Consider the following 219-nt stretch of genomic DNA (forward strand, 5'->3'; position numbering starts at 1 on the left):
TGGTGGTAACGGTGGCTATGGTCGGCGTGATGACCGTCGGGAAGGCGATCGTGGACCGCGTCCGGCGTTCCGTCGGGACGACCGTCCAAGCGGGCCGCGGAGGGATGACCGTCCGAGTGCGCCGCGCAGGGACGATCGTCCCAGTGCGCCGCGTCGGGACGACCGGGACCGTGGGTTCCGCAGTGACGACCGTGACCGCGGTCCCCGTCGGGACGGAGA

General features: G+C 71.7%; 1 protein-coding gene. It reads left to right on the forward strand.

Annotation, left to right across the window (positions count from 1 at the left end; translation table 11 throughout):
- Positions 1 to 29: 29 nt before the first annotated feature.
- The coding region (locus IG08_RS62390; protein WP_267965083.1) for a hypothetical protein at positions 30 to 219 on the forward strand (190 nt) is incomplete at its 3' end.

The sequence above is a fragment of the Streptomyces fulvoviolaceus genome (assembly GCF_000718165.1).
Lineage (GTDB): Bacteria > Actinomycetota > Actinomycetes > Streptomycetales > Streptomycetaceae > Streptomyces > Streptomyces fulvoviolaceus.